This is a genomic window from Gluconobacter thailandicus F149-1 = NBRC 100600 (assembly GCF_000964465.1).
In the GTDB taxonomy this organism is placed as follows: domain Bacteria; phylum Pseudomonadota; class Alphaproteobacteria; order Acetobacterales; family Acetobacteraceae; genus Gluconobacter; species Gluconobacter thailandicus.
This window is the reverse complement of the sequence record NZ_BANH01000006.1, coordinates 1-24,997: the sequence shown is the minus strand read 5'-3', so window position 1 is coordinate 24,997 and position 24,997 is coordinate 1. Positions and strand designations below refer to the sequence as shown.

At 58.5% G+C, this 24,997-nt stretch carries 20 protein-coding genes and 1 tRNA gene; 14 read left to right on the top strand and 7 right to left on the bottom strand.

What is annotated here, in order from left to right; genetic code table 11:
* Window positions 1-19: 19 nt before the first annotated feature.
* A complete protein-coding gene (mazG, locus tag B7444_RS02335; RefSeq protein WP_007283895.1) occupies window positions 20-799 on the bottom strand; it encodes a nucleoside triphosphate pyrophosphohydrolase in 780 nt (259 codons plus the stop codon).
* A gap of 195 nt (window positions 800-994) precedes the next feature.
* Here mazG and argC point away from each other — a divergent pair, with 195 nt between their 5' ends.
* From argC to B7444_RS02300, 7 genes are all read left to right on the top strand, one after another.
* Entirely contained in the window at window positions 995-1,900 is a 906-nt protein-coding gene (gene argC, locus B7444_RS02330) for an N-acetyl-gamma-glutamyl-phosphate reductase (RefSeq protein ID WP_007283897.1), read from the top strand.
* Window positions 1,901-1,958: 58 nt separating this feature from the next.
* Window positions 1,959-2,042: transfer RNA gene (locus B7444_RS02325), tRNA-Leu, on the top strand.
* A gap of 54 nt (window positions 2,043-2,096) precedes the next feature.
* The gene (locus B7444_RS02320) at window positions 2,097-3,257 is read left to right on the top strand and encodes a phosphoserine transaminase (protein WP_007283898.1); all 1,161 of its coding nucleotides are present in this window, start codon (window positions 2,097-2,099) and stop codon (window positions 3,255-3,257) included.
* Window positions 3,254-4,393, top strand: coding sequence for an ATP phosphoribosyltransferase regulatory subunit (locus B7444_RS02315; protein WP_007283899.1), 1,140 nt, complete (start codon window positions 3,254-3,256; stop codon window positions 4,391-4,393). Before B7444_RS02320 ends, B7444_RS02315 begins: the two co-directional genes overlap by 4 nt.
* A 55-nt stretch (window positions 4,394-4,448) precedes the next feature.
* Window positions 4,449-5,738, top strand: coding sequence for an adenylosuccinate synthase (locus tag B7444_RS02310; protein WP_007283900.1), 1,290 nt, complete (start codon window positions 4,449-4,451; stop codon window positions 5,736-5,738).
* A 91-nt stretch (window positions 5,739-5,829) separates the two neighbouring features.
* Entirely contained in the window at window positions 5,830-7,800 is a 1,971-nt protein-coding gene (locus B7444_RS02305) for a serine/threonine-protein kinase (protein WP_007283901.1), read from the top strand.
* Complete coding sequence (locus tag B7444_RS02300; protein ID WP_007283902.1) at window positions 7,797-8,258, top strand: hypothetical protein; 462 nt, start codon at window positions 7,797-7,799, stop codon at window positions 8,256-8,258. The genes B7444_RS02305 and B7444_RS02300 overlap by 4 nt, the downstream gene beginning before the upstream one ends.
* 14 nt (window positions 8,259-8,272) lie before the next feature.
* Here the strand turns inward: B7444_RS02300 and ftsY are convergent, their stop codons facing one another.
* The 3 genes from ftsY to dapF form a co-directional block, all read right to left on the bottom strand.
* Window positions 8,273-9,235: a signal recognition particle-docking protein FtsY gene (gene ftsY / locus B7444_RS02295; RefSeq protein WP_035729777.1), complete on the bottom strand. Its 963-nt coding sequence runs from the start codon at window positions 9,233-9,235 to the stop codon at window positions 8,273-8,275.
* Window positions 9,236-9,484: 249 nt separating this feature from the next.
* Window positions 9,485-10,690 (bottom strand): MiaB/RimO family radical SAM methylthiotransferase, encoded by a 1,206-nt coding sequence (locus B7444_RS02290; RefSeq protein WP_007283905.1) that lies wholly within the window; start codon window positions 10,688-10,690, stop codon window positions 9,485-9,487.
* The gene (gene dapF, locus B7444_RS02285) at window positions 10,687-11,460 is read right to left on the bottom strand and encodes a diaminopimelate epimerase (RefSeq protein WP_007283906.1); all 774 of its coding nucleotides are present in this window, start codon (window positions 11,458-11,460) and stop codon (window positions 10,687-10,689) included. The genes B7444_RS02290 and dapF overlap by 4 nt, the downstream gene beginning before the upstream one ends.
* 85 nt (window positions 11,461-11,545) lie before the next feature.
* Between dapF and B7444_RS02280 the strand changes: the two genes are divergently transcribed.
* The gene (locus B7444_RS02280; protein ID WP_186810580.1) at window positions 11,546-12,196 is read left to right on the top strand and encodes a class I SAM-dependent methyltransferase; all 651 of its coding nucleotides are present in this window, start codon (window positions 11,546-11,548) and stop codon (window positions 12,194-12,196) included.
* Window positions 12,197-12,320: 124 nt separating this feature from the next.
* Window positions 12,321-14,129, top strand: a complete 1,809-nt coding sequence (locus B7444_RS02275) for a DEAD/DEAH box helicase (protein WP_035729788.1) — start codon at window positions 12,321-12,323, stop codon at window positions 14,127-14,129.
* Window positions 14,130-14,189: 60 nt separating this feature from the next.
* Here the strand turns inward: B7444_RS02275 and B7444_RS02270 are convergent, their stop codons facing one another.
* Both B7444_RS02270 and B7444_RS02265 read right to left on the bottom strand, forming a co-directional pair.
* Window positions 14,190-15,068 (bottom strand): PPK2 family polyphosphate kinase, encoded by an 879-nt coding sequence (locus B7444_RS02270; RefSeq protein ID WP_007283909.1) that lies wholly within the window; start codon window positions 15,066-15,068, stop codon window positions 14,190-14,192.
* Window positions 15,058-15,813, bottom strand: coding sequence for an SDR family NAD(P)-dependent oxidoreductase (locus B7444_RS02265; protein WP_007283910.1), 756 nt, complete (start codon window positions 15,811-15,813; stop codon window positions 15,058-15,060). The genes B7444_RS02270 and B7444_RS02265 overlap by 11 nt, the downstream gene beginning before the upstream one ends.
* Window positions 15,814-15,884: 71 nt before the next feature.
* On the opposite strand from B7444_RS02265, the gene B7444_RS02260 reads away from it, so the two are divergent.
* The 3 genes from B7444_RS02260 (at window position 15,885) to B7444_RS02250 (ending at window position 18,693) form a co-directional block, all read left to right on the top strand.
* Window positions 15,885-16,469 carry a YqgE/AlgH family protein gene (locus tag B7444_RS02260; protein ID WP_007283911.1) on the top strand — a complete coding sequence of 195 codons (585 nt, stop codon included), beginning with the start codon at window positions 15,885-15,887 and terminating at the stop codon, window positions 16,467-16,469.
* Between the two features lie 52 nt (window positions 16,470-16,521).
* Entirely contained in the window at window positions 16,522-17,178 is a 657-nt protein-coding gene (gene grxB, locus B7444_RS02255) for a glutaredoxin 2 (protein ID WP_007283912.1), read from the top strand.
* 123 nt (window positions 17,179-17,301) lie between these two features.
* Complete coding sequence (locus B7444_RS02250) at window positions 17,302-18,693, top strand: M20/M25/M40 family metallo-hydrolase (RefSeq protein WP_035729779.1); 1,392 nt, start codon at window positions 17,302-17,304, stop codon at window positions 18,691-18,693.
* Window positions 18,694-18,746: 53 nt separating this feature from the next.
* On the opposite strand, the gene B7444_RS02245 is transcribed toward B7444_RS02250, so the two are convergent.
* Window positions 18,747-20,984 carry a S9 family peptidase gene (locus B7444_RS02245; protein ID WP_007283914.1) on the bottom strand — a complete coding sequence of 746 codons (2,238 nt, stop codon included), beginning with the start codon at window positions 20,982-20,984 and terminating at the stop codon, window positions 18,747-18,749.
* A 148-nt stretch (window positions 20,985-21,132) separates the two neighbouring features.
* On the opposite strand from B7444_RS02245, the gene B7444_RS02240 reads away from it, so the two are divergent.
* Together B7444_RS02240 and clpB are read left to right on the top strand one after the other, a co-directional pair.
* Entirely contained in the window at window positions 21,133-22,212 is a 1,080-nt protein-coding gene (locus B7444_RS02240) for an aldo/keto reductase (RefSeq protein WP_007283915.1), read from the top strand.
* A gap of 89 nt (window positions 22,213-22,301) precedes the next feature.
* On the top strand, window positions 22,302-24,902 hold the full coding sequence (gene clpB / locus B7444_RS02235; RefSeq protein WP_007283916.1) for an ATP-dependent chaperone ClpB: 2,601 nt from the start codon (window positions 22,302-22,304) through the stop codon (window positions 24,900-24,902).
* Window positions 24,903-24,997: the final 95 nt, after the last annotated feature.

Genomic DNA, 24,997 nt, shown 5'->3' with positions numbered 1-24,997 from the left:
GGGAGAAAACGGAATGGGTTCAGCGCATACCCGGCTGTTTCTTGACGGTCTGCCAGAGCGCTTCCAGTGTTTCCAGATCCTGCTCACCCATCGTTTTGCCTTCTGCGGCCAGGCTGGCTTCCATGGCCTCGAACCGGCGTGTGAACTTCCGGTTGCTGCGGCGCAAAGCCGCTTCGGGATCTAGTCCGAGCTTGCGGGCTAGGCTGGCCATTGTGAACAGCACGTCTCCAAGTTCGTCCTCGATCCGGTCCCGGTCGCCGTTCAGTTCGGCTTTCAGCTCACCAATTTCTTCCTGAACCTTCTCCAGCACGCCTGCGGGGTCATCCCAGTCAAAGCCCACGCGGGCTGCGCGGCGGCAGAGTTTCGCAGCACGAACCAGAGCGGGTAAATGTGGGGCTACGCCAGCAAGCGCGCCATATTCGGCCTTGGCGTGCCGTTCTGTTTCTTTCGTACGTTCCCACAGGTCTTCGTCGTGCTCGACATCGCTGAAAATATTGGGATGACGGCGAACCATCTTGTCGGCAATTTTTCCAGCGACGGCTTCAAAATCGAACAGCCCCTTTTCCTGAGCCATCTGCGCCTGAAAGACGACCTGAAGCAGCAGATCTCCCAGTTCATCCGGCAGGGAGTCACTGTCATCACGGGCAATGGCATCCATCACCTCATAGGCTTCTTCGATGGCAAAGGGCGCAATCGTTTCGGGGGTTTGCGCTACATCCCACGGGCAGCCGTTTTCCGGATCCCGCAGGCGCTTCATGATGTCCAGAAGGCGGTCAATCTGACGGGCGGGCTGGGTCATAACGGCTCCTGGGCGATAGTCTGATTGCTGGGTCGGACTTACACACCATACCCTTTCAGTACCGTCACAGAAAGCACAGAGCATCTGTTCACGCGTGCCGGGATGACATGCCCCGGAATAAAAGAGTAAGAAGGGCGGCCCGGCTGGCGGATTTTCCGTTGGACGGACATTTTTTGCAGACCGGATGCGACGTATATGGCCAGGATTTTTATTGACGGTGAAGCTGGAACCACAGGGCTGGGGATTCGTCAGCGCATTGAGGCGCTGCCCGAGACTTATGGGATCGAACTGCTGTCAATTGAGCCTGCCCTGCGAAAAGATGCGGATGCGCGCCGCGCGATGCTGTCTCAGGCGGATGTTGCCATTCTCTGCCTTCCCGATGATGCCGCGCGCGAAACGGTCGCGCTGGCAGAGGGACTGAACGTCCGTATTCTGGATGCCAGTACGGCTCATCGCATTGCGGATGGCTGGGTCTATGGACTGCCCGAACTGGATGAGGAGCAGGGTGCGCTCATCCGGGGCGCGACACATGTTGCGAATCCGGGATGTTATCCCACGGGGGCGATCGCTCTTCTGCGGCCGCTGGTTCGGGCAGGGCTGATCCCGCCGGATCATTCCGTCTCCATTAACGCGGTGTCGGGCTACAGCGGGGCAGGACGCTCTGCGATTGAAGCCCATGAGCGCGATGGTGGCCCGGCGTTTTTCCTGTACGGCCTCACGCTGGAACACAAGCACCTGCCGGAAATCCAGCATTACTCAGGCCTGACCCGTCAACCTGTCTTTGTGCCGTCCGTCGGGCATTTTCCGCAGGGCATGATCGTGTCCATCCCGCTGCATCTTGCCGATCTGCCGGGGCACCCGACACCGCGTGATCTGGAAGCCACGCTGGAGAAAGCCTATCGGGGATGCGAACATGTGCGTGTCCTGCCATCCGAACCGAAGCTCCTTGCCGATACGCTCGCGAATACGGACAACATGGAACTTCGGGTCCATAGCAATCCGTCCGGTGAGAATGTTCTGCTGACGGCGCGGCTTGATAATCTGGGCAAAGGTGCCTCCGGGGCCGCCATCCAGAACCTGCTTCTGATGCTGGGTCTCTGATTTTTTCTTTACGGTCTGGTCCTTTTGTCAGGAATGCACTAGGGTCTGGGCCGTTCGCGCGAGAGTGGCGGAACGGTAGACGCAGTCGGCTCAAAATCGACCGCCGAAAGGCATGGGGGTTCGAATCCCCCCTCTCGCACCAAAACCGGGCGCACCAGTCTGGCTGCACCCGAGGACCGTTTAGCCCGGAACGAGCATGTCCAAGCCGAGTGTCAAACCCTCCCGCCCGTTCTTTTCCTCCGGTCCCTGCGCAAAACGCCCCGGATGGTCCCTTTCAGCACTCGATCAGGCTCTTCTAGGCCGTTCGCATCGCGCCCCTGAAGGCCGTGCACGCCTTAAGGAAGTCATCACGCGTTCCAAGGATGTGCTTGGCATTCCGGCGGACTGGCGAGTCGCCGTTGTCCCCGCATCCGATACCGGCGCTGTAGAAATGGTTCTCTGGGCGCTGGCTGGCGGCGAACGCGGCATGGATGTTCTGTCTTTCGAGAGTTTTTCCGGAACATGGGCGCAGGATTTGCGGGACGTTCTGAAAATTGAAGACCTCCGCGTTCATGAGGCGCCTTACGGGCAGCTTCCGGATCTTTCTGCCGTAGACTGGTCCCGCGATGTCGTTGTGACATGGAACGGCACGACATCCGGCGTCCGTCTCCCGAATGCAGACGCTATTCCCGTAGAGCATGAAGGGCTTGTGATCTGCGATGCCACGTCTGCGGCTTTTGCCATGGACCTGCCGTGGGATCGCCTCGATATCGTGACGTGGTCATGGCAGAAGGCGCTGGGCGGGGAGGCTGCTCATGGCATGCTCGCCATCAGCCCGCGCGCTGCTACCCGTCTGGCTGAAGCCTCTCCGCGTCCGCTTCCAAAGATTTTCCGTCTGGCCAACAAGAAGGGCCTGATGGAAGCTGTTTTTGAAGGCGATACCATCAACACCCCATCCATGCTTTGCGTCGAAGATGCTCTGGATGGATTGCGCTGGGCCGAAAGCGTGGGTGGCCTTGAGGCGTTGAAAGCCCGTTCGCAGGCCAGTCTGGCCGTTGTGGCCGAGTGGGTGGAAAAGACTGACTGGGTGTCCTTCCTTGCTGAACTGCCTGAGACACGGTCCTGCACCTCCATTTGTCTGAAAATTTCTGCGCCATGGTTCGAAGAGCTTCCTCCTGAAACACAGGGCAAGGTCGTGAAGCATCTAACCGGGCTGGTCGCGCAGGAAGGGGCAGGCTATGACCTCGCGTCCTATCGAGATGCCCCGGCCGGGCTGCGGATCTGGGGAGGGGCGACAGTGAATGCGGAAGACATTCAGGCTCTCCTGCCGTGGCTGGACTGGGCTTATGAGTGCACGCGCGAGGAGTTTTCTGCATGAGCCTGTATTCCGAGACCCCGAGCGCTGCCCTTTTACCGTCAGGCTTTTCTGATCTTTTGCCGGGGGAAGCCGAAGCGGAAGCCCGCGGCATTGCCTGTGTTATGGAAGCGTTTTCCCGCCATGGGTACGAGCGTGTGCGTCCGCCCATGTTGGAATTCGAAACGTCTCTTCTGAACGGTTCCGGCTCGGCACTCTCCACACAGACCTTCCGCCTGATGGACCCGAGTTCCCATCGCATGATGGCGCTGCGCCCGGACATGACGACGCAGATCGCGCGTATTGCCAGTGTGCGACTTCAGGATGCGCCGCGCCCGCTGCGTCTGTCCTATTCTGGAAGCTGCATCGTTATCGGGACGCCAGGTCGCGAGGCTGATCGTCAGGTGTCGCAGGCCGGGATCGAACTGATTGGCCCGGATTCCGCTCAGGCGGATGCCGAGGTGGTGGCGCTGGGTGCGACGGCTCTCGAAGAACTGGGCATCAAGGGTGTGTCTTTTGATCTGTCCATGCCAGCTCTGGCTCTTGGCCTCATCGAGAGTGCCATTCCAGCAGCCGATCAGGATGAGCTGATTCAGGCCTTGAATCGTAAGGATGCAGCTTCTGTTGCTGAGCTGGGCGGCCCGATTGCAGAGATGCTGGCCGTGATGCTTCAGGCTGCTGGCCCTGCTGATCGTGCGCTGGATATGCTGGCCTCACTGGATTTCCCCGTGGGCGTGCGTCCGCATTTCGAACGTCTGGTCGCGTCCGTCGCCGCCATCCGCGAGCGTGCTCCGTCCCTGCGTTTGACGGTTGATCCTGTCGATTTCCGTGGCTGGCAGTATCATACTGGCCTCTGCATCACGGTGTTCTCCACGACCTCCCGTGAGGAGCTTGGCCGGGGTGGCCGCTATGTTGCAGGGCAGGAGCCTGCCTGTGGCCTGACGCTCCGTCCGCAGGCGCTTCTGCGTGCTGCCCCGGTACCTCCGGCCCGTCCGCGCTGCTACGTCCCCGTTCGTCTGGGCGGCGAAGACATGGCAGCTCTTCATGCGCAGGGCTTTGCGACCGTGTCCGCCCTTGAAGCCGATGCAGACCCTGCCGCCGAAGCACGTCATCTGCGCTGCACCCATTTCTGGCGGGATGGCGCGGTTCACGCGCTCTGACCTCCAGTTTTCCTGAATTTTTCACTCCTGTATCCCAAGTCGAGGAAGCCAGCTCATGTCCAACGTCACCGTGATCGGAACCCAGTGGGGGGATGAGGGTAAAGGCAAGATTGTAGACTGGCTTGCCAGCCGCGCCGATATCGTTGTCCGTTTTCAGGGTGGTCACAACGCTGGTCATACGCTGGTTGTCGGCGATCAGGTCTATAAGCTGTCTCTGCTGCCATCGGGGCTCGTGCGCGGTCAGATCGGTGTAATTGGCAACGGCGTCGTCATCGACCCGAAGGCCCTGATGTCCGAGATTGACCGCGTAACGGCGCAGGGCCTGAAGGTCACGCCGGAAACGTTGTGGATTGCCGAGAATGCTCCGCTGATCCTGCCGGTACATGGTGCGCTGGATCGTGCGCGTGAAGCTGCTCGCGGTGATCGCAAGATCGGCACAACGGGGCGCGGCATTGGTCCGGCTTATGAAGACAAGGTGGCCCGTCGCGCCATTCGCGTCTGTGACCTGGCCGAGCCAGAGACGCTGGACTGGAAGCTGGACGAAGTTCTGCTGCACCACAACACGCTGCTGGCGGGTCTGGGTGCTGAGACCTTCACGAAGGAAGAACTCAAGGACTTCCTGACGGAAATCACACCACGTCTCATGTCCTTCGCATGCCCGGTCTGGGATCGTCTGGACGAGGCTCGTCGTGCTGGCCGTCGCATCCTGTTCGAAGGTGCGCAGGCTGTCATGCTGGACGTCGATCACGGCACCTATCCGTTCGTGACCAGTTCCAATACGGTTGCGGCCGTTGCCGCATCTGGCAGTGGTGTCAGCCCGTCTTCCATTGGATTCGTTCTGGGTATTGCCAAGGCATACACAACCCGCGTGGGCGAAGGTCCGTTCCCGAGCGAACTGTTCGATGATGTTGGCCGCACGATCGGTGAGCGTGGCCATGAGTTTGGCACGGTCACTGGCCGTCCGCGTCGTTGTGGTTGGTTCGATGCCGTCATGCTTCGCCGTGCAGCACGTGTTGGCGGCGTGACGGGCATTGCGCTCACGAAGCTGGACGTGCTTGACGGTCTGGAAGAAATCTCGATCTGCGTTGGCTATGAACTGGACGGCAAGAAGATCGACACCTTCCCATCCGCTCCGGGCGCGCAGGCCCGCGTGAAGCCGATCTACGAGACGATGCCGGGCTGGCAGGAAACCACTGCTGGTGCCCGCTCCTGGGCAGAGCTTCCCGCTCAGGCCATCAAGTATGTGCGTCGTATTGAAGAACTGATCGAAGCGCCGGTGACGCTGCTGTCCACGAGCCCGGAACGTGACGACACGATCCTGATGCGTGATCCGTTCGAAGACTGATCTTCTTCTCTTCAGAGAATCTCCAGTCCGTTAACGAAGCCTCAATTCCTGTCCGGTATAGAGTGTCAGACAGGATTTTGACGGAACGGACATGGATTACACTCAGGGAGATGACAGCCCGGAACTGCTGATCGCAGACCGCTATCTGGTCAATACGACGCAGAAGCAGCCAGCGATCGGGGGCTGTCCAACCTGGGTGGCACAGGACATTACTGCCACAGGCTCGACCTGGCTGGCACTGGCACCGTCCATGCCGTCTCCCCAGTTTTCAGATTTGATGTTTTTCCGGCATCAGAGCGTTATCGGTCTTCATGCTCATGAATATCATAAGGGTGCGCTCTGGGTTTTGTGTGCTCATCCGCCTGGACCGTCTCTGACTGAGGGGCTGGGTGTCTGGTCAGAAAGCCAGGTCATCGATGGTGTTATCCGTCCCATGGCGGATGCTCTGGAAAAATTGCAGGCTGCCGGGCTAACCTGTCGAGGAATTCGTCCGGATAACCTTTTTGTGGGGCAGGGGCTTCACAAGGTAGTTCTTGGTCCTCTTGGGGTAGCGCCCAATGCAGAGTTACAGCCTGTTCTGTTCGAACCCTTGTGTTCGGCTGTTTGCCATCCCACTGCGCGCGGTATCGGAACCATTGCCTGCGATATTTTCTCGCTTGGGGTTCTGGTCTTGTCCCTTTGCATCGGAGAGCTTCCGCTCAAGGGGCTTTCGGACGCGGAGATCCTGAGGCGTCGTTTTGAAGTGGGTTCTGCAACAGCTTACATGCAGGGTCATAACGTGCCGATCGGTCTGGTCTCCCTTCTGGAAGCCATGTTGTCCGACGCGCCGGAAAACAGGCCTGTTCCCAGTGACCTGATCACCATCGCTCCGAGTAAGCTTTTTTCCATTCGTCAGGAAATTCCTGCGCGTGTGCCTCTGATGATTGGTGGGGTGGAAGTTCGCACACCTCGGGCTCTGGCCTGGTATGCCGGCAAGTACCAGAATGAATTTCTGTCCCTGCTTCAGCGTAAAATCATCAGTCAGTGGCTGCATCGGGAACTGGAATTATCCGTCATGTCCAGCCTGATCGAACAGGCTGGTGTGGCGTTTCTTCCATCAAGCGGAAACAAGGCCGTTGATCCGACGACAATGGTTGCGACGCGAGCCATTGCCATACTGGATCCTGCTGCACCGATGTTCTGGGCTGGACGCTGGTTCTGGCCCGAAGCCATTCCCCAGATGCTGGCGCATGCCGATGCGGGGCTGTTTCCGCCTGATGAACAGCGGAATATCCGGGGCATTGCGGGCTTTCTGATGACCAGCCCGGAGGTTTTCGATGCTGCGACGCTCCCTGCATTACAGTCTACGCAGATTGGCAATCTTGCAGCCGCAGCGCGTCGGACAGGTGCGAAGGGGATGGAGCAGGTCCGGCGTCTGCCCTACGACATCAATGTCTATCAACCGTGTCTTTCGTCGCGTTGCCTGAAAGAGCGCATTTCTCTTTCGGCGGGGTTGTTGCAATGGCTTAATCGCCATGTCTCGGAAGAGGATCTTTCTGCCGATGATCTTGGGCGGTCAGGTTTTATGGACGACCAGATGCGCACGTTTCTGGAGAGTCATTGTGCCCGGCAGGGCATTATCCCTTTGGCCCAGTCTCAGAAAGTCGGGCTGCCATCCTGGCTCGCGGACCTGACTCTGCTGGCGGCGGCGCAACGTCGTTTTGACAAGGATGCACTGAGTTCTGTCGCGAGACGGGCGCTTCCGCTGCTGGAAACTGAGCTGAAACAATGGCGCAGCAGAACAGCGAGAGCCAAGCGACGTGCCAAACTGTCCCAGTTGGCTGAAGCAGGGAACCTCACGAAATTTCTTGAAAACGTCAATGATCCGGCGGGCTTGCAGAAGGATCGTAAAATGGCGCGGCAGGCTGAAATTGAGATTGCTCATCTGGAACAGATTCTCGAAGAAGAGCCAAATCGTAAGGCTGTTCATGAAAAACAGGCGAGGAATGCCGGCGAATTCTTTTCCCTGCTCGTCGGGATAGCCGTGTCCATGGCCAGTATCTGGCTGGAGTTCTGTGAATGAAAGGTCCGTCAGTGCGCGGGCGCGAAGGAATGCCGGGCTTCAAGTGGTGGCACGGGCTGATTCTTGGTCTTCTGTTGGCGTATGTCCCTGGCAGTCTGCTGGTAGGCGGTGTTTTGCTGCTTCCGCTGGTGGTGCTGCATTTCGTGGACCCGGATGCGGATCGTCAGCGCATGATGATCGTGCTGTTCTATCTGGGGGCTGTCATGGTTCATCCCCTCAGGGCCGCCTGGCTGGCTCACGGGGACTGGCAGACCTGTGTGCAGCAGATCACGCAGCCGATGACTCTGATTCTGGACTGGATGGCGGTGGGCGTGGCGTGGTTGGTTGCTGAAGTCTCTGCGATTGGCGCCAGGCTCTGGTACGCGGATTACTCACGCAGAGAGCGCAGGGCGATCGAAAAACGGATCAATGCCCTGCGGGAAGAATGGCTTGAAACTGAAAAGGGCAGCAAAGCCTGAGGATATTTACACCCTCAATTTTGCTCGGTCTCGCCCGGCTGGCTATCGACGAGCCGTGACGCCAGATCTCCTGCTGCCCCGCCAACCAGACCGCGGGCGTAATCCTGGGCCGAGAAGGGGCGCAGATCTTCAACCTGTTCACCGACCCCGACCATATGGACAGGAAGTTTGAACTGCTCTGCAAGAGCCACGACAATTCCGCCACGGGCTGAGCCGTCAAGCTTGGTCACGATCAGCCCAGTAACATTCACCAGCTCCCGGAACACTCGAACCTGTTCAATGGCGTTCTGGCCTGTTGTTGCATCCAGAACCAGCAGGACGGAGTGAGGAGCGCTTTCGTCGAACTTCCGCATGACGCGGATGATCTTGGCCAGTTCCTCCATCAGCGCGCCTTTGTTGTGGAGGCGGCCGGCCGTGTCGATCAGGAGAAGATCCTTACCTTCCTCTGTAGCGCGTTTGATGCCGTCATAAGCCAGACCCGCGGCATCGGCGCCGTGCTTGCCCGCGATGACGGGTACGTCAGAGCGCTGCCCCCAGACCTGAAGCTGTTCGACTGCTGCTGCTCGGAAAGTATCCCCTGCCACCAGCATGACGGATTTGCCTTCGTCACTGTAATGGCGCGCCATTTTTCCGATGGTTGTCGTTTTGCCAACACCGTTGACACCCACAACCAGCACGACATGAGGTTTTTTCTTGGGGTCTGGCTCGAACGGAATGGCAACAGGTTCCAGTACCCGGGCGATTTCTTCCGCAAGGGCATCTCTGATCTCATCGCTTGTGACGTCCTTGCCAAAGCGTGAGCTCCGGAAGCTCTCGATGACGCGCTCTGCCACAACCGGGCCAAGATCCGCCGCGATCAGTTCGTCTTCGAGTTCTTCAAGAGCGGCATCGTCCAGCTTGCGATGCGTGAACACGGCTCCGAGACGGGAGCTCGAGCGCGAAAGACCCTGTTTGAGTCGTGAGAAAAATCCAGCCATCCACGGGAGTTCGGACAGCTCAGGCCACACGTCAAGTGGCCAGCCATGATTTCGTAAGGTTCTTAAATGGTATTCGGCTAAATTGGGATGTTCCGAACAAGGCGGTTTAATGATCTTCTTCTCGTCTTTTCCCCGCAAATTCTCAAATCTGCACAGGGATCGATCAGTGATCCATCTTCTATGAAAACAGCTGTTTACGGCCTTTTTTCAAGATCGTTCTGACACAAGGCGATGGGAACGCTGAGTCTTCTAGATAGTTCGACGCCCAAGAAGCTGCCCTTCTGACAGGGTATGGATCTTGATCGGCAGAATGCTTCCGCGCAGGGGAGCAGGTAGGTCATCTGTCAGACGCACGGGGGCGAATTCAGCCGAATGGCCCCGGTCAGGTGTTTCGATCAGGACATTCAGTGTCTGACCGACAAACCGGGCCAGGAATGCATCCCGATTGCTGTCTCCTGCTTTGCGAAGGCGTGCTGCACGGGCCTGGCGCTCTCCATTCGGTACGGCTGGCATTCGTGCAGCCGGCGTGCCGGGGCGCTCGCTGTAAGGGAAAACATGCAGGAACGGGATGGCCTGCTCTTCGATAAACGAGAGCGTCTCCTGGAAAAGTGCGTCAGTTTCCGTTGGGAAACCGGCAATCAGATCTGCCCCGATACCAATGTCCGGGCGCAGGGAACGGGCGCGCCGAAGCATGGCGGCGACGCGTGCCGTATCATGACGGCGCTTCATCCTCTTGAGGATTAGGTCCGAGCCAGCCTGAAGAGAAAGGTGCAGGTGCGGCATGAGGCGTGGCTCGTTTTCCAGAAGCCACCAGAGATCCCTGTCTCCAGTGTCCGGGTCCAGAATAACCGGATCAATCGAAGACAGGCGCAGACGCTCGATTCCGGGTACGGCCTTCAGAAGCGTTCGGCACATCTGCCCCAGACCTTCGCCGTGTTCGCCCTGCCATGACGCAATGTCCACTCCTGTCAGGACAATTTCACGATGTCCGCTGTCTGTCAGGGCGCGGGCGCGGGAAATGGCCTCGGTCGAAGGCGTGGAACGGGAGTCCCCACGGCCATAGGGGATGATGCAGAACGTACAGCGATGATCACAGCCCTGCTGGACCTGAAGAAGTGCGCGAGCGTGCCGGGAGGGCGGTAGATCAGACCGCTTATCCCCCCATGTCGCAGGTTTGAGTTTGTCAGCATTGGGCACAACGCGGACGACGCCGGGTAATTCCATCCATCGTTTTGCATCGATTTCGGATGCGCATCCCGTGACCACGATTTTTGCATCCGGGCGTTCGCGGTGCGCCCGACGAATAGCCTGTCTGGCCTGACGTTCGGCGGTCGTCGTGACGGCGCAGGTATTCACGATAATCGTGTCATCCTGCCCGCGCGCATGATGGGCCATGCCGTCACTCTCATGCGCGTTGAGACGGCAGCCGAATGTCAGAACAGACGGTGTGGTCACGGGAGTTCGCCGTGGAAGACTGTTGTTGCGGGGCCGGTCATGAGAACGTCGCCGTTGTCCTGCCATGTGATGCGCAGATCACCACCATCCATCGTAACGACGCAGGTGCGCTCCGCCAGACCACGACGCACGGCATTGACCACAGCCGCACACGCTCCGGAACCACAGGCCAGTGTCAGGCCCGCGCCGCGTTCCCAGACGCGCAGACGCATATGGGTTGGCGTGATGATGTCCGCAAAGCCGATATTGGCGCGTTGCGGAAAAAGGGGAGAGTGTTCAAGCGACGGCCCAAGATCTTCTGCGCGGGAGACATCTCCGAACACGGTCGCATGAGGGTTTCCCATGGAGCAGGCGGCGGCATCATGGATCGGTAGATGCAACGTGTCGCACTCACGGGCCAAAGGAATATCCTGCCAGCCGAAGCGGGGCTGACCCATGTTCACGGTAATCAGATCGCCATCCTGCGACGTGAGCAGAAGACCGGCACTCGTCTGAAGGACCGGATTTCCCCCCACCAGCGTTGCCACGCAGCGGGATGCATTGCCGCAGGCGCCGGATTCCGAGCCATCGGCATTGAAGAAACGCACCAGAACGTCCGCGCCGTCTGCCGTTGGTGCGGAGAGAACGACGAGTTGATCGCAGCCGACACCAAACCGTCGATCGCAGAGGTGACGGATCTTGTCGGTATCGAGGGCCGGGGCTGTTTGGCGGCCGTCAATGATGATGAAATCATTGCCCAGGCCGTGCATCTTGGTGAAGGAAAGGGTCATGGTGGGGCCTCTCTTAGAGCATCCTGCGGGTTGACGCACGAGGAACATACCCTCATCTCGACAGGTCAGTCAGGAGGAGATGAACATGAGCGGCACAGAACAGGTCGAAGGTTTTCACGCAGCGGCGTTTACACGCGTCAATAATGAACCCGACACGATCTTCTATGCACAGCGTCTCCCGGATTCGCTCATGGACATGGGGGCCCGCACGGCTGTGACGGCCCTTTATCAGACCTCTCTCCCGGTTGGTGGCACAGTGCTGGATCTGATGGCCGGGTCTCTCAGCCATTATCCGGAGGAGGGCCATTTTCAGGATGTGATCGGACTTGGCGCCTCAAAAGCGGCCCTGGATACGAATCCTGTTCTGAAAACGCGCATCGTGCAGGATCTCAATGCGGATCCCATTCTGCCGTTCGAGGATGAGAGTTTGGATGCCATCACACTGTGTGATGGCATCGCCTATCTGACACAGCCCTTGACCATCCTGACGGAAGCTCTTCGTGTTCTGAAAGAAGGGGCTCCTCTGATCGTCACTTTTTCGGACCAGTTTCATCAGCAGAAGGCTGTCGCCATGTGGCAGGCGCTGGAACCGGAAGATCGTGCACGGCTTGTCAGTATCCTGCTGTCCCGCGCCGGTTTTGGCGAACTGGATACGGGAGAAGTCGTTCCGCCAGAGGATCTGACGGCATGGCGGGACACAGTCCGGGCCATAGTTGGACGTAAGCCGAGAGCCTGAATCTGACTGATTCGCAGGTTGACATGCGTTACTTCTGGCATTTGTGCGCGGAAGTCTTTATGCAGCGGCATCCCAGCCGCCGCTTTTTGCCGTCGGCGTGACGTTTGCCGAGTGTTCATCAAATATGCCTTTCCCCGATACTCACCCTGCCCTTGGACGCGCCCTGACGGCGCGCGGCTACGAACAGCCAACTCCCGTTCAGGAAGCCGTTCTGCAGCCAGGGCTGGAGGATCGTGATCTTCTGGTTTCCGCCCAAACGGGCTCAGGCAAGACCGTAGCTTTTGGTCTGGCCATTGCGCCGACGCTGCTGGGCGAGGCCGATCGCCTCCCGCCGTCGCCGCAGCCGCTTGCTCTGGTTATTGCCCCGACGCGTGAACTGGCCCTTCAGGTCCAGTCCGAACTTGAGTGGCTCTATGCCGAAACCGGTGCCCGCATTGCGAGCTGCATTGGTGGCACGGATGCCCGCCGTGAAGCCCGCGATCTTAACCGTGGCGCCCATATCGTCGTTGGGACGCCGGGTCGCCTGTGTGATCATCAGTCCCGTGGCTCCCTTGACCTGTCCGGTCTGCGCTGCGTCGTGCTCGACGAAGCTGACGAAATGCTGGACATGGGCTTCCGTGACGAGCTGGAACAGCTTCTGGATGCGTCTCCGGCCGAGCGCCGCACGCTGCTGTTCTCCGCCACGATCGCCCGCGAAATTGCGTCTCTGGCCAAGCGTTTCCAGAAAGATGCCAAGCGCATTGATACGGTAACGGGTGCGAAGCAGCATTCTGATATCACCTATCGCTGTGTCGTGACGGCTCCGCAGGAAATCGAGCGTTCCCTCGTGAACGTTCTGCGTTTCTACGAAAGCCCGACGGCCATGGTGTTCTGCAACACCCGTATGATGGTTGGTCAGGTGCAGGCTGCTCTTCTGGAGCGTGGGTTTGCCTCTGTCGCCATTTCCGGTGAAATGGGTCAGAACGAGCGTAGCCGTGCGATCGAGAGCCTGCGCTCCGGTCAGGCCCGTGTCTGTGTTGCGACCGACGTTGCCGCACGTGGCATTGACGTTCCGGCGCTGAACCTCGTGATTCACGCCAGCATCCCGACGGCGTCTGAAACGCTGCTGCATCGTTCCGGTCGTACGGGTCGTGCGGGCCGTAAGGGCACCAGTGTTCTCATGGTGCCGATGAACCAGCGTCGTCGTGCTGAGCGTCTGCTGGCCATGGCGCGCGTGAATGCTGAGTGGGAAGCTGTTCCGACGTCTGACGCTATTGCCGCGCAGGACACGCAGCGCCTGCTCGAAGATCCGATTCTCGCCAACGCCTCGGAAGAGACGACGGACGAGCTGGTTCTGAAGCTGGCTGAAACCTACGACGCCAAGAAGCTCGCAGCAGCTCTTGTGCAGATGTATCGTGCTCGTCTTCCGCAGGTCGAGCAGATCCGTCCGATGTCTGTTGAAGCGCCGAGCAGCCGTGGCGAGCGTGGAGAACGTGCTCCGCGTGAAGAGCGCGTTGTTTCCGGGCAGTGGTTCAAGATGGGCGTTGGCCGCACCGAGCGCGCTGATCCGAAGTGGCTGATCCCGCTGATCTGCCGTCTGGGCAATGTTCAGAAGCGTGACATTGGCAGCATCCGCATTGAGCAGGATCAGACCTACTTCCAGATTACGGATGAGAGCGTCGAGCGCTTCAAGTCCTGTGTTGCTGGTGCCGAGCCTGATGAAGTGACGATCGAGCCATCTGCCGAGCCTGCTGGCGGCGGCTATGGTTCGCGTGGTCGCAATCCAGGCGAAGGCAAGCGCTTTGGTCGCCCGGGTGGCGGCGGCGGCTTCAAGGGCGGTCCACGCTCTGGCGGCGGCGGTGGCGCATACAAGGGCCGTGGTGGCTCTGGCTTCAGCCGCTCCAAAGCTGGTGGCCCGACCGGAGAAGGCACGAGCCGCAAGCGCCGTTCCTGATCTGAAGGTCTGATCGAACTGAAAAGCCCCGTCGGAGTAATCCGGCGGGGCTTTTTCTTTTCAGGGCTTTTTGGAGCTCTCTGCAAGAAGTGTATCCCGCGCAGTTCTCAAGGCGTCGGAGAGTTTTTCTTCCGGAACCTTGAGATGCAGCCCTTCCATAACGCCCAGAAGAGCTTCCGCGACCATCAGACGTGCAGCCCCTTTGTGATCGGCTGGAATGATGTGCCAAGGCGCTTCTGGTGTTGCCGTGGCCTGAATGGCGGCTTCATAAGCCTGCGTGTAATCCTGCCATTTCTCCCGTTCTGCCAGATCTGAGGACGAGAATTTCCAGCGTTTTTCGGGTTGGTTCAGCCGCTTCAGAATACGTTTCTTCTGCTCATCCTTCGAAATATGAAGGAAGAGTTTCAGAATAACGACGTTCTGGTGCGTCAGATAACTTTCGAAGTGCCTGATATCTGCAAGGCGTCGGTTCCAGAAATCTGGCGTATCAGGATCAAGGCCTCGTGCCCGGACGATGTCCGGATGAACGCGGGCGATGAGAACGTCTTCATAGTGGCTTCGATTGAAGACCGCGATTTCTCCTCTTGCCGGAACTGCAAGATGAACACGCCACAGATCGTCCCGCTTTTCCGCAGGACCGGCAGGTGTTTTGAAGGACGTGACGTGAAAACCCTGGGGGTTCAGGCCGGAAAACGCGTGACGAATGGCACCGTCCTTGCCCGCCGTGTCCATGCCCTGCAAAACAACCAGAATGCCTTTGGTGCCGTGCGCGGCAAGGCGCCCCTGCAGAATGGCCATCCGGTCCACGCAGTCCCTGATGCGGGTGTGTGCGCTTTTCTTGTCATGGCCGATCCAGTCATCGGTCCTGAAATCGGAGAGACGAAACTTGCTGCCGTCAGTTATTTTCAGACGTGACGGAATACCGCTTTCAGCCGACATGCCGGTTCACCGCCAGCCCACCCGATGCCTGACAGACAGGCATGATTTCCATCGTGTTGACGTTCATGTGCCATGGCAGACCGACCAGCCAGGAGACCGTTTCGGCAATGTCTTCCGGGGTCAGTGGTGTGGTGTCCTTGTAGACTGCCGCCGCTTTTCCGTCGTCTTTCAGGCGAACATTACTGAATTCGCTTCCGCCACAAAGGCCCGGTTCAATATCCGTGACGCGGATGCGCGTGCCGAGAAGATCCGTGCGCAGATTCTGGCTGAACTGACGGACAAATGCCTTGGTGGCTCCGTAAACGTTTCCACCAGTATAAGGGTAGGTCCCTGCCGTGCTGCCCAGCGTAAGAACATAGCCGGAGTTCCGGTCCACCATGCCAGGAAGAAGGGCATGCGTAATTTCGACAAGGCCGGAAATATTGGTGGCGATCATGGTCTCCCAGTTTTCCACCTGGGCTTCCTGGGCCGGCTCCATGCCCAGAGCGAGGCCGGCATTGTTCACCAGAACATCAACAGCCTGCCAGCCTTCCGGCAGATTTCCGGGAAGCGCACGCAGCGCATTCTTGTCGGTCATGTCCAGCGGGAACGGCAGCAGGCTGTCGCCCAGTTCCTTCTGGAGCGCTTCAAGCCGCTCCGCCCGTCGTCCAGTTGCGATGACACGGTGGCCGTCCTGCACGAGGCGGGTGGCGATGGCATGTCCGAAGCCCGCGGTGGCGCCGGTTACGAGAACAGTCAGGGACATGGGAGACCTCCATAAAACTCTCGACAGGGGAACGCTTGCAAAGAGGCAAGAGATGCACCCATCTTTAAGGAATGAAGAAAACACTCGCCGGACAGAATGACAACCTGACAGGCATGCTTCTGGTCGCCGCTCCGCAACTGGCGGAGACGGTTTTTGCCCAGAGCGTGATTTATCTGTGTGCTCATTCCCCTGAAGACGGGGCGATGGGGCTCATCATCAACCGTCGTCTGGCCCAGCCGGGGCTGGACGATCTTTTTGCCCAATTGGGGATTGAACCCAGTCCACCAGAGCGCCGTATTGCAGTGTGCATGGGCGGCCCGGTCGATCATTCGCATGGTTTCGTTCTTCACTCGACGGACTGGACGGGGGAAGGCAGTCTGGGCGTGAACGAACAGGCGACGCTGACAGCCAGTCTGGATGTCTTGCGTGATCTGGCGGCCGGGCAGGGCCCGAAGCAGGCATTGATGGCTTTGGGGCATGCAGCCTGGGGGCCGGGGCAACTGGAAGAAGAGATCCTGAGGGAGAGTTCCTGGTTTGTGGCGCCAGCCAGTGACGAGATCGTTTTCGGGCTGGATCATGCGAAAAAATGGCGCAAGGCTCTGGCCGCCATCAACATTGACCCTCTGCTCCTTTCCGGAGCGGTTGGGGAAGCCTGAAATCTACCGTGCATATCAGTGCGTTATTTTCTAAAAAAGGACACAGGAAACCGTGAACCAGACAACACGCATCCTGCATATCTACGAACACTGCCCGTTCTGCGTGAAAGCTCTCATGATTTTCGGGCTCAAAAATATTCCGTTCGAGCGGCGCGTCTTTCTGAATGATGACGAAGCTGGCCCGATCAGTATGGTCGGCCGGAAAGTCGTGCCGATTCTGGAAGAAAATGGGCGCTACATGCCCGAGAGTATGGACATCGTGTCCCATATCGACGGGATTGGCGAACCGCTTCTGACAGGCCCGGTCCGATCAGAGATCGCGCACTGGCTGAAGGCGGGGAGCCGTGCAACGTATCGTCTTTTCCTGCCGCGCGCTGTCTGCACGCCGCTGCCTGAATTTGCGACGACATCAGCGCGTGCCGGTTTCATTCGACGCAAGGAAGAGTCGACCGGACCGTTCTGGGAAATTCTCGCAGACGGGTCAAAAGAAATCTCTGAACTGAATGCGTTCCTGGAAAAGCTGGCACCGTTGATCCAGTCTCCGGAAGCGGTAAATGGCACGCTGTCGACAGATGATATTCACCTGTTTGCGCAGTTGCACAGCATGTCTCTGATCAAAGGTCTTCGTTACCCGCTGGAAGTCGAGGCGTATCGTCAGGTCATGTCCGAGAAATCCGGTGTCAGTCTTCTGGATATGTTTGCTGTTTAGGGAAGGCTGAGGGCTTCGCTGCCTTTCAGGAGGGCAGCGGTGTCATTCCAACGCTGTCCGATGTCCGGGTAGGCATAGCCAGAAAGCACGGTTACGCTTCCGTATCTGATTCAGGAGGCACGGATGCGGAAAAGTATTGGAGCGGTACTGTCACTAACCCTGATGGCAGGGAGTGCACTGGCGGCGGCATCTGATCATCAGGACGCCGCTCAGCAGGCTCTTGATCTTGCAGAAAAATCCATCGCCCTTCGCTCGGTCGCAGGAGATGGCAACCAGACGCCTCAGGTTGCCGCCCTTTTCAGGGAAGCCCTGATCAACGGAGGTTTCGCGCCTGCAGATGTCGTTATCACGCCCTACAAGGACACGGCGTATCTGATCGCGCATTGGCCGGGCAGTGATCCCGCTTTGAAGCCTTTGGTGATTTCCGGTCACATGGACGTGGTGGAAGCCAAAGCGTCTGACTGGACGCATGATCCGTTCAAGCCCCAGATCGAAAACGGTTATCTGCTCGGACGCGGTTCAACCGACATGAAGCTCGATGATACGCTGGCGATTGCCGCGCTTCTGGAGCTGAAAAAGGATGGGTACAAACCGCGTCGTGACATCATTCTCGAATTTTCGGGGGATGAGGAAACGACGATGGCGACCGGCGCTATCATTGCGAGCAAGTTGGCCAATGCGGAACTTGTCCTGAATATGGATGGCGCCAATGGCACGCTGGATGAAAAGACTGGCAAGCCGGATTATTTTACATGGGAAGGTGCGGAGAAGACCTACGCTGATTTCCGCCTGACTGTGACCAATCCGGGCGGTCATTCTTCCGAACCGCGTGCTGTTAACGCGATTGATGAACTTGCGGCTGACCTGCTTCACATTCAGCAGCATCGTTTCAAGCCGGAGCTGAATGATCTGAGCCGGAGCTACTTCGTGAATGCGGCCCGGTGGCAGAAGCCGGATATTGCCTCGGCGATGAAGGCGTTTGCGGCCAATCCGTCTGATGAGAAAGCCATCCGAACACTTTCTGCGGACCCGGCCTTTGTTGGGCGCATTGGTACAACCTGCGTCGTAACCATGATTGATGGTGGGCACGCCTTGAATGCGCTTCCTCAGCGGGCGACGGCGAATATCAACTGTCGTATTTTCCCCGGCCACCCCCGTACGGCCATCATGGAGGAACTGCGTCAGGCCGCTCATGATCCGGGTATGACGATTGAAGACGCCACGGAAGGGTCTGTGGAAACCGCGGCCTCTCCGATGCGACCGGATGTCGTGCAGGCCATTGAGCATGGCATGCACGTTGCCTATCCGGGTGTTCCGGTTTTTGCGGCCATGTCCTCAGGGGCGAGTGACAGCATGTGGTTCCGCTCTCATGGTGTGCCGAGCTACGGGATCAGTCCGATCTTCATCAAAAACTCTGACTCCTTCATGCACGGTTTGAATGAACGCACGCCTGTGTCGGCCATTGCTCCGGCCATGGAGGATCTTCTGGTTTTGATCCCTGATCTGTCTCACTGACCCAACAGGGCAGCGTCTTCGGAAATGTCGAAGACGCTGCCTTTTCAGAAGGCTCAGGGTTTTAGAGCGTTACTCAGAAACTCTGCCCGTCTCTGCGTGACGCGGGCGCGGAGGATCGGGTCCGGGAGCATGTGTGTGCCGGGCAGAAGCAGAAGATCGTAAGGCTTCCCGGCTTTCAGGAGGGCCTGCGTTAGCTTCATCGTGTTTTCGAAATAGACATTATCGTCCGTCAGGCCGTGCATGAGCAGAAGCGGGCGTTTCAGCTCGTCTGCGTAAGTCAGGACATTGCTTTTGCGATATCCGTCAGCGTCGTTCTGAGGTGTGTCGAGATAGCGTTCGGTATAGGCGGTGTCATAATCCGCGAAATCAACAGGTGGAGCGCCAGAAACGCCGACCTTGAAAATATCAGGGCGCCGGATCGTCGCCATGGCGGTGAAATAGCCACCGAAAGACCATCCGTAGACACCCACACGGGTCAGATCGAGTTCAGGGTAGGTTTTGCCCAGCGCCTGAAGACCGTCGATCTGGTCCTGAAGAGGCGCGTCGATCAGGTTGCCCTTGATGGCGCGCTCGAAATCATGATCCCGTCCGGGTGTGCCGCGCCCGTCCAGCGTGACGACGACATAGCCCTGATTGGCAAGGCACTGCTCTTCCATGAAGCTTGATGGCGTGTCGTGCACGAGCTTCACGCCCGGACCGCCGTAGACGGACAGCACGACGGGATAGTGATGTTCTTTCTGGAAATGCTCCGGCCGGATGACGGCAGCATCAAACTGACGCTCGCCGGCGGTAGTGAACTGGACGTGGACGGGGAGGTGAGGGGGCTGTGCGACGCCGGGCAACGTGGCGAGGATCTTGCCTTTTGCATCGCGGAGCAGGGTGCGGCGGGTGCCATCGGCGGAGGCGAAGCTATCGACCATCAGGCGATGAAAGCCTGGAGTAAAATGAATGGTGTGGGTGCCGGGTTCTGTTGCGAGGGGCATGATCTTGCCGTCAGCCAGTGAGATACGGACGATCTCATTGTCGATCCGGTTGGGACGCACCGTAACAACGACACTGTTGCTGTCAGCATCGTAATCATTGAAGGCAAGGTATGGCGTTGTATCGGGGGTAAGAATTCGCTTCAGGGAGCCATCGGCAGCATGATGTTCAAGTTGCCAGGTTTTTCCGCGCTCGGAGGCCCACAGGAAACCCTGTCCGCCATTGAGAACAAGTGGGAGAGCCTGCGCACCAGCCGCTTCCCGCGGGTTCAGGTTCAGCCATGCCTTGTCGGCCTCTGTGAGCAGGACTGAGGTTTTCCCGGTTGCGAGATCGACGGAAAGAACCTGTTCCTGCGTTTGCTGCCGGTTCAGGACAACAAGGAACAGGCCGCCGTTCTTCCGCCAGACGGCACGGGCCATGTAAGGCCATACATCGTGATCCCAACTGATCCAGCGTGTCTCGCCGCCCTCGGTACTGATGAGGCCGAACCGTGTACGGGCATTGGGCGTCCCGGCACGGGGATAGCGGAACTCGACAGGGGCGGCCTGAGGCGTCTCCGGGTTCGTGATGTAGTGTTTTTCAACCGTGCTGGAATCGGCTTCCTCGAACAGGATCGTCTGGCTGTCCGGAGACCACCAGGCACCGTCCGGCCGTTCAAGTTCTTCCGCTGCGGCAAATTCGGCAAGGCCGTTCGTTATTGTTGACGTACCTGTGGTGGTCAGGCGTGTCTGGGCACCGCTGACGAGGTCGACGGCATAGAGATCATTATCGTCGACGACGGCGATGGTCTGGCCGTTTGGAGACAGGCGCGGGGCGATCCAGTTGCCATCAACGGACGAGACGCGTCCGTCATCGGTGGCGATCCGGATGAGGCGCCCGCCCTGAGACGCCAGGATCGTCCCGCCGTCTTCGCTCATCTGATAGTCTGTAATACCGGACATGGACTGCCGGGCACGTTCCCGCCGGGCTTTTTCTTCTACGGACAGGTGTTCCGGACCGGCTTCGGGAGCGGCCAGTTCGTGAAGGGTATGATCCGGGAGGTCGTAGCGGAACAGGTGCAGGCGTGTGTCGAACGGGCCAGAGCGCAGGAACAGGACGGAATGCCCATCCGGAGTGACTTCGGCGTGGTTCGGCAGTCCAAGCGTGCCGTTTCGTGTTTTCGCAAGATCGACCATGCAGGCGGCCGGTTCGGCAGCTTTAACCGGCAGGGCCGCGAGCAGGGACGGGAGAAACACGCAGGACAGCAGGGCTCTGCGGAGACGGAATGACGGCATGGCGGCTCCGGATCGAAGGATTTTGACATCAATCATGGACCGGTGTGCTGTTCCTGAACAGAGTGCCCGCACATGAGATGCCGAGCTGCTCACGATTATGGGAGCAGGACGGAATTTACCGGGACCGATCCGCCATTGAGGTGTTGTGTGTCCTGGTGTGTCTCAGAAGAGGAGTCTGATAGATATGCAGTATCGTCAGCTGGGTCGTTCTGGCCTCAAGATTTCCGCTCTCAATTTTGGCTCTGTCACATTTGGTGGGCAGGGTGACTTCGCCGCGACGGGTAATATTGATGTTTCGGAGGCCACCCGCATGGTGGACCTCTGCGTCGAGCATGGGGTGAACATGTTCGATACTGCCGATGCCTATTCCGGCGGTGAAGCTGAAGAAATTCTGGGCCATGTTCTGAAAGGACGTAGCCGGGAACTGCTTGTGACCAGCAAGGTTCGGTTCCCGACAGGAAAAGGCCCGAACGAGCAGGGCCTGTCCCGTCATCATATTCTCAATGCCTGTGAAGACAGTCTGCGTCGGCTGGGGCGCGATCATATCGATCTGTATTACCTGCATGAATGGGACGGCCTGACGCCGGTTGAGGAAACACTGGAAGCGCTTCAGACCCTGCGGGATCAGGGCAAGATCCGTTATGCGGGCATTTCCAATTTTGCCGGCTGGCAGGCCATGAAGCTTCTGTCTGCGGCAGAGCGCGATCGGTTGATCACGCCTGTGTCCGAGCAGATCTATTATTCTCTGGAAGCGCGTGACGCGGAATATGAGTTACTGCCGCTCGCCGTGGATCAGGGGCTGGGTGTGCAGATCTGGAGCCCCCTGGCCTGTGGGTTGCTGACGGGCAAGTATCGTCGTGGGAAGACAGCTCCGGCTGATAGTCGTCGTATCTCGGGATGGCCGGAGCCGGAAGTACGGAACCTCGAGAAGCTCTATGATACCGTTGAGGTACTTGTTGAGATCGCTGAGGAGCATGATGTTTCGGCGGCTCGGGTGGCGCTTGCATGGCTGCTGCATAAACCGGGCGTGACGTCTCTGGTCATTGGTGCGCGTAAGGAAAGCCAGCTTCTGGATAATCTGGCGGCAGCTTCGCTTCGTCTGACCAAGGCGCAGATTGCACGGCTGGATGACGTCAGTGCGCCGGATCTGGTTTACCCGTACTGGCATCAGCAACGGAATGCCTTTGATCGGCTGTCAGAGGCTGACATGGTGTTGCACGGACCAGCCAAACGTCATCGGGAGGCCCTTGAAACAAAAAAATGAGTGCCTAAATATTCATCACCGGTCGTCGCCTTCGGGGGCGGCCGAGACATCATATGCCGCCGATACGGGGCATGAGAGGACATATCAGAATGGACATTCAGAAGTTTACGGAACGCAGCCAGGGTTTTTTGCAGGCTGCACAGACGATTGCCCTTCGGGATTACCACCAGCAGTTGACGCCGGAGCATCTGCTCAAGGCCCTGCTGGATGACGAACAGGGCGCCGCGTCGGGCCTGATCCGGGCGGCAGGTGGCGATCCAAAAGTTGTTCAGGCCGCCAATGATGCGGCGCTTGCCAAACTGCCAAAAGTTCAGGGCGGTGGTGCCGGTCAGCCGCAGGCCACACCTGATTTCGTGCGTCTGTTGGACTCCGCCGAAGCCGCAGCAAAGAACGCTGGTGACAGTCATGTTGCGCAGGATCGACTGCTAGTGGCGATTGCTGCCAGCAATTCCCCGGCAGGCAAGGCTCTTGTTGAAGGCAAGGCTGATGCCAGTGCGCTGGAGCGTGCTGTCGCCCAGATCCGCAAGGGCCGCACTGTGACCAGCGCATCTGCTGAAAACACGTTTGACGCATTGAAAAAATATGCTCGCGATGTGACGGCAGTGGCGCAGGCTGGCAAGCTTGATCCGGTTATTGGCCGTGATGAAGAAATCCGTCGGGCCATTCAGGTTCTGGCGCGTCGTAGCAAGAACAATCCGGTTCTGATCGGTGAGCCGGGTGTGGGTAAAACCGCGATCGTTGAAGGTCTGGCCCTGCGTATCGTCAACGGCGACGTGCCCGAGGCTCTTCGCAACAAGAAGCTGATGTCGCTCGACATGGGTGCCCTGATTGCCGGTGCGAAGTTCCGTGGTGAGTTTGAAGAACGTCTGAAGGCTGTTCTCAAGGAAGTTGAGACCGCAGAAGGCGAAATCATTCTCTTCATTGACGAGATGCACACGCTGGTCGGCGCGGGCCGCTCTGATGGTGCGATGGATGCGTCCAACCTCATCAAGCCGGAACTGGCCCGCGGTACGCTTCACTGCATCGGTGCGACCACGCTCGATGAATACCGGAAGTACATTGAGAAGGACGCAGCTCTTGCCCGTCGCTTCCAGCCGGTTTTTGTCGGGGAACCGTCCGTCGCGGATACGATTTCGATCCTGCGTGGCATCAAGGAAAAGTACGAGCTTCACCATGGTGTTCGCATCACGGATAACGCCATTGTCTCGGCTGCGACGCTTTCCAACCGTTACATCACGGATCGCTTCCTGCCGGACAAGGCTATTGATCTGATCGACGAGGCTGCCAGCCGTCTGCGGATGCAGATCGACAGCAAGCCGGAAGCTTTGGACGAACTTGATCGCCGTATCATTCAGCTGAAGATCGAGCGTGAGGCCATCCGTAAGGAAGACGATACGGCGTCGAAGGATCGGCTACAGGCTCTGGAAGCCGAGCTGGCTGATCTGGAAGAGCAGTCCGATGCGATGGGGGCCGAGTGGCATGCCGAGAAGGATCGCGTTAACGCCATCCAGAAGCTGAAGGAACAGCTGGATACAGCACGTTCCGACGTCGATGTGGCACAGCGTCAGGGCAATCTCGCCAAGGCATCCGAGCTGATGTACGGCCTGATCCCGAACCTTGAAGCCCAGATTGCCAAGGCTCAGGAAGAAGAAGACGCAGCATCCAAGTCGGGTCTGTTCGCTGACAGCGTAACAGAGCAGGGCATTGCGTCGGTTGTGTCCCGCTGGACGGGTATTCCGGTAGATCGCATGCTGGAAGGCGAGCGCGCCAAGCTCATGCGGATGGAAGACACCTTGCGTGATCGTGTCGTCGGGCAGGAGCAGGCACTCGTTGCGGTTTCCAATGCTGTTCGTCGTGCCCGTGCAGGTCTTCAGGATCCGAACCGCCCGATTGGCTCGTTCCTGTTCCTTGGCCCAACGGGTGTTGGCAAGACCGAACTGACGAAGGCGCTGGCTCAGTTCCTGTTTGATGACGAAAAGGCCCTGCTGCGGATCGACATGAGTGAATTCATGGAGAAGCATGCGGTGTCCCGTCTGATTGGTGCGCCTCCGGGTTATGTTGGTTACGACGAAGGTGGCGTGCTGACGGAAGCGGTTCGTCGTCGTCCGTATCAGGTCATTCTGTTTGATGAGGTGGAGAAGGCCCATGAGGACATCTTCAACATCCTGCTTCAGGTTCTGGATGACGGTCGCCTGACGGATGGCCAGGGTCGTGTGGTGGATTTCCGCAATACGATCATTGTTCTGACCAGTAACCTTGGCTCGGATGTTCTGGCCAATCAGGAAGATGGTGAGTCGCCGGATCTGGTTCAGGCTCAGGTCATGCAGGTCGTGCGTAATCACTTCCGGCCCGAGTTCCTGAACCGTCTGGATGAGATCATCCTGTTCTCCCGTCTGCAGCGGGCAGATATGGGACGGATTGTCGATATTCAGCTCAGCCGCCTGCGTCAGCTTCTGGAAGATCGCAAGATCACTCTGGAACTGGATGAGAAGGGTCGGGAGTGGCTTGCTGAAGCCGGATACGATCCGGTTTACGGTGCACGTCCTCTGAAGCGCGTGATCCAGCGTAGTCTTCAGAACCCGCTGGCAGGTCTGTTGCTGGATGGAACCATCCGGGATGGGGACACCATCCACGTTTCTGCCGGTGACAAGGGACTTACGATTAACGGTCATCCCGTCTCGCAGGACTGAGTTCTGCGGAAAACCGGGACTTTCAGAAGAAACGCCAGATTTTTCTGGCGTTTTTTTTTGATTTTTTTAGTTTTGGATTGTGAATGGAAAGTGTG